At 69.0% G+C, this 5,237-nt stretch carries 2 protein-coding genes; both read left to right on the top strand.

The features are described 5' to 3' along the window. Window positions 1-18: 18 nt before the first annotated feature. Window positions 19-4,353, top strand: a complete 4,335-nt coding sequence (locus FNH05_RS31545; protein WP_144592502.1) for a DUF6531 domain-containing protein — start codon at window positions 19-21, stop codon at window positions 4,351-4,353. Window positions 4,354-4,373: 20 nt separating this feature from the next. Beyond that, window positions 4,374-5,006: a hypothetical protein gene (locus FNH05_RS31540; protein ID WP_144592501.1), complete on the top strand. Its 633-nt coding sequence runs from the start codon at window positions 4,374-4,376 to the stop codon at window positions 5,004-5,006. Window positions 5,007-5,237 lie beyond the last annotated feature (231 nt).

Raw genomic sequence — 5,237 nt, 5'->3', positions numbered from 1 at the left:
GCCGCTTTCGGGACGGGTATGGACCTGTGGACGATGGCGATGAAGCCGGTCGGCACGTTGATCTCCTATGGCCTGAACTGGTTGATCGAGCACGTTCAGCCGTTGCAGGACGCGCTCAACCAGCTGGCCGGTGATGCCGACCAGATCGCCGCCTATTCGCAGACGTGGAAGAACGTCGCGCAGGCGGTGCAGAAGTCCGCCAAGGAGCTCACCGACACCGTCGGCAGGGACACCGCGCACTGGACCGGTCAGGCGGCCGACACCTACCGGGCGAACCTGAAGAACAAGATCGATCACCTCGGCGCGGCGGCGACGTGTGCCGAGACGATCGGCACCGTGGTGCAGATCGTCGGCGTCATCACCGGTGCGGTGCGGGGCATGGTCCGCGACATGGTCACCCAGGCGGTGGGGGATTTCATCCAGGACGCCCTGGAAGAGGTCTGTTCGCTGGGGCTGGGCACACCGGCGGTGGTGGCCCAGGTGGTGGAGCAGGTCTCGGCGTGGATCGAGAAGATCGGGGCGCTGCTGAAGAAGCTCATCAATTCGGTCGAGGCGTTGCGGCCGATGATGAGCAAACTGGAGGAGATCTTCGCCGCGATCAAGAAGGTCATGAACGCCCTCCACGGCCACGGCGGTGAAGAACCCCACCTGCGCGCCGGGGACGACAGCACCCACGCCTCCTCCTCGGGCGACGAACCGCACACCGGCACCGGTGACGGCACCAGGCCGAGCGGCACCGACGAACCATCGACGGGGCCATCGGGCACCGACGGCACGACGGGCTCGTCCTCGCCCGACGAGCCCTCTTCGAACGGCACCTCCACCCAGCCTTCGGGAAGTTCCGGCCCGCCGAAGGTGGAGAACAGCGAGCCGCCCAAGACTTCGAAGACCAGTGCCGACACACCGGCCACGGACGACCCGATCGATCTGACCACCGGCCGGGTGTTCCTGGACCAGGTCGACGTGGAACTGCCCGGGACCCTGCCGCTGGTGCTCAGCCGGTCGCATCGCTCGGATCACTCCTACGGCCGCTGGTTCGGGCCCACCTGGTCGTCCACTGTGGACCAGAAGATCGAGGTCGCCGGGGACGAGGTGCATTTCGTCGCGGCCGACGGCATGCTGCTCACCTATCCCGTCCCGGCGGCCGGGGAGCCGGTGCTGCCCGTGCACGGTACCCCGTGGCCGCTGGCGCGGGCCGGGGACGGCGGTTTCACCGTGACCAACCGCAGGCTCGGCCGTACGCTGCATTTCGCGGCCGGTGACGGGGACCGCCTGCCGATCAGTGCGATCACCGACCGGAACGGCAACCGGATCGACTTCCGGTACGACGCGGGCGGCCTGCTCGCCGAAATCACGCACTCCGGAGGCTACCGCGTTCTCGTGGCGACCGAGGACGGCCTGATCAGCGAACTCCACCTGGCGAACCCGGAAGGCCAGGACATCCCTCTCAAACGGTACCGGTACGACGCCGGCCGCAGGCTCGTCGAGGTCGTCAATTCCTCGGGCAGGCCGGTGCGTTTCGACTACGACCCGGCAGGCAGGCTGACCGGCTGGGAAGACACGAACGGAATGTGGTACCGCTACCGCTACGACGGGCTCGGCCGATGCGTCGAGGCCCGCGGTGCGGGGGGATTCCTGGACTGCACGCTGGAGTTCGACGAGCGGAACCGCACCACCCGGCGAACGAATTCCCTCGGCCACACCACCACCTACCAGCTGAACGAACAGTTCCAGATAGTCCGGGAAATCGATCCGCTCGGCGCGGAGACGGTTTCGGAGTGGGACCGGCACCACCGGCTGCTGTCCAGAACCGGCCCGCTGGGGAACACCTTCCGCTACCGTTATGACGAGGACGGCAACCTCACCGCCATCGAGCGGCCGGACGGCACGCGCGCCCACGCCGAATACAACGGACAGGGCCTGCCGGTCGGCATCGTGGCGCCGGGCGGGGCGCGGTGGCGCCAGGAATACGACGACCGTGGCAACCGCACCGCCGCCGTGGATCCGGCCGGAGCGGTCACCCGCTACGCCTACGACGAACGCGGCTGCCTCGTTTCGTCCACCAACGCGCTGGGGCAGACCACCCGGATCGACAACGATCGCGCCGGGCTCCCGGTCGCCGTGACCGCACCCGACGGTGCCGTGACGCGGTATCGCCGCGACGTGTTCGGGCGGGTGAGCGCGATCATCGACCCGCTCGGCGGAATGACGCGGTTCGGGTGGACGGTCGAGGGCAAGCCGCTGTCCCGCACGCTCCCCGACGGCGCGACGGAACGCTGGTCCTACGACGGTGAGGGCAACACGCTCAGCCACATCGACGCGCTGGGAAACACCACTCGCGTCGAGGTCAATCATTTCGACCTCCCCGTCGCGGAGACCGGTCCCGACGGTTCGCGGCTGGAGTTCCGCTACGACACCGAGTTGCGCAGGGTCGCCGTGGTCGATTCCCACGGGCTGACCTGGCGCTACCACTACGACGCGGCCGGGAACCTGGTCGGGCAAACCGACTTCAACGGCAGGAACCTCCGCTACGGCTACGATGCCGCGCGCCGGATCGCCGAGTACACGAACGGCAACGGCGAGGTCACCGTCTTCCGGCGCGATGCACTCGGAAACGTTCTTGAGGAACACTGCGAGGGTTCGGTCACCACCTTCGGCTACGACGCGGACGGCCGCCTGGTTCGTGCGGCGAACGCCGACGCCGACGTCCTGCTGCAACGGGACGTGCTGGGACGCGTGGTGGCCGAGACGGTCAACGGCCGCACCGTCGAGTCGGCCTACGACGTGCTCGGCCGCCGGATTCGCCGCCGCACGCCTTCGGGCACCGAGAGCACCTGGGAATACGGCTCGAACGGCAGGCCGTCGAGCCTGGTTGCCGCCGGCCGGCGGATGCACTTCGGCTACGACAGCGCCGGCCGTGAAACCCGTCGCCTGCTCGGTTCGGTCGCACTCACCCAGATCTGGGACGCCAACCACCGGCTGCGCGCGCAATCGGTCACCACCTCCGGCGCACCCGGCGGCCGGGGGCGCGGCGAGCGGGTTCTGCAGCGCCGGTCGTACCGGTATCGCGCCGATGGACGGGTCACCCGGAGCGTCGACCAGTTGGCGGGTGCCCGCGAGTACGGTCTGGACGCGAACGGCCGCGTCGCCTCCGTGCTGGGCGATGGCTGGGAGGAACGCTATGCCTACGACGCGGCGGGAAACCTTGTGCTGGCCAGCTGGCCCGCGTTGGGGGACGATCCGGACGCCGCGGCCCGGGGCGAACGCGAATACGCGGGTGCCCTGCTCCGGCGCGCGGGGAAGGTGAGCTACCGGCACGACCGTGAAGGCAGGGTCGTGTGCCGCGAGGTCGCGCTGGCGGACGGCGAGGGGCGGGCCTGGCACTACACCTGGGATCCGAAGGGCCGGATGACCGCGGCGGACACTCCGGAGGGGCAGCACTGGCGCTACCGGTACGACGCGCTGGGCCGCCGGATCGCCAAGGAACGGCTGGCGCAGGACCGGGTCACCGTGCTGGAACGGGTCGAGTTCGCCTGGGACGGCAACGTGCTTGCCGAGCAGCTACGCGAGGGCGGGACGACCACCTGGGAGCTGGAACCGGGGAGTTTCACCCCGATGCTCCAGTTCGAGCGGAAGTTCGCGGGCGAGGGCGAACGGGATCGCGTCGACGAAGCCTTCTACGCGATCGTCGCCGACCTGAGCGGTTCTCCCGCGGAACTGGTCACTCCCGACGGAATCCTGGCCGGACGCGCGACCGCCAGTCTGTGGGGTGTCCGGTCCGCTGTCGGCCCGGCGGAATGCGACCTTCGGTTTCCTGGGCAGTACCACGATTCCGAGACCGGGCTTCACTACAATTTCCATCGTTACTACGAACCCGCCACGGCGCGGTACCAGAGCAGTGATCCGCTCGGACTGGCCCCGTCGCCGAATCCGTACGCCTACGTGTCCAACCCGATCTGGCAGATCGACCCGTTCGGGCTCTACCCGCAGAACAATCCGGACACCCCGCCCGGCAAGAAGGTCCTCTACCACGGTTCCAAGGACTTCGAGGGCGACCAGTTCTCGCTGAACAAGGCGGTCGACGGCAAGCGGGAGTACACGCCGGAAGGCGGGGTCTACCTGACCGACGACTTCCAGCGCGCGGCCACCCAGTACGGGGTCGGCGGCAGGATCGTCAGGGTCGAGGTGCCCGAGGACTTCGCCGATTCGGTCCGGCAGCTCGGCGGACCGGGCCGGAACCAGCCGGAATACTTCGTCAACACCCCGGAGGGAATTCAGCTGATCAACGAGGGTATAACTGACGTCGTTCCGACGAACGAAGCGATCATGCGATTCTTCTCCGGAAACTTCTGACGCGGTCGGGAAAGGGCAGGATGAAAGTCTCCGAGGAAGCACTGGCATACGAGATATTCGGGCCGCTGTGGGGTCTCGTGCACCTGGGTGCGGCCGCGAGCATGCCGCCGCGTGGACCGGGCGAGTCCAGGGTGGCCGATTTCGCGCGTTCCCGCGGCGGTGAACTCGAACGCATTCTCGGTCTCGTCGCGCGGATCGGCGGCCTGTCCCCGGCCGTGCTCGACCTATTCCGGAACCAGGCCGTCTGGGTGAGCGCCCCGGACACGACGGTGGCCGATATCGTCGGATACCTGGCGATCCACTCGGGCTCCATCGAGGACTTCCCGCCGGATCTGGCGGATCCGGAGGTGCTCGGGCGTGTCGTGGCGGTGGGCGGGGACCTGCAGCTGGCGAGCCTGCTGCATGCCCTGGTGGGTGCCGCGGTCGGCCGGCCCGCGGAGCTGACCGGCGAGTTGGCGCCGGACATCGTGGAGGCCGTCCGGCTGGCGGGTGCCCTGGCCGGGCCGGAGCACGTGACGGCGCCGTCGCAGACCCTGCGCCTGTGGCGCACGGCCCTGCTCCCGGGCGTCCTGCGGCCCGATTCCCCGTCGCCCACGGAGATCAAGGCAGGGTTCCGGCGCTACGCGCACGTGCTGGGCCGCCTGGCTGCCTGACGCTCCCGGGTTCCGTTCCCCACCGTTCGCCCCCGCTGGCCGTTGAGGGGCCCCCTCACAGCAAATACGGTCAGGGCCCCGGCAAAGTCGGTCCTTGCATGGGCGAGTCCCACCTTCCGGCAATTGTGTCCCACCTTCTGGCGGTCCGCGTGCCACGTTCGGCCCGTGCGAGGGCGCCTTTCTCCGCGGTGACCCGCCTGCAAGCAGGGCTGCGCGGTGCTGTGAGGGNCC

It is taken from the genome of Amycolatopsis rhizosphaerae (assembly GCF_007713715.1).
In the GTDB taxonomy this organism is placed as follows: Bacteria; Actinomycetota; Actinomycetes; order Mycobacteriales; family Pseudonocardiaceae; genus Amycolatopsis_E; species Amycolatopsis_E rhizosphaerae.
This window is presented reverse-complemented; position numbering and strand designations above follow the sequence as displayed.

What these genes read in the sequence shown, in the direction of transcription:
- FNH05_RS31540 (WP_144592501.1), top strand. Translation starts at nt 4,374, where the DNA reads ATGAAAGTCTCCGAGGAAGCACTGGCATACGAGATATTCGGGCCGCTG.
- FNH05_RS31545 (WP_144592502.1), top strand. Translation starts at nt 19, where the DNA reads ATGGACCTGTGGACGATGGCGATGAAGCCGGTCGGCACGTTGATCTCC.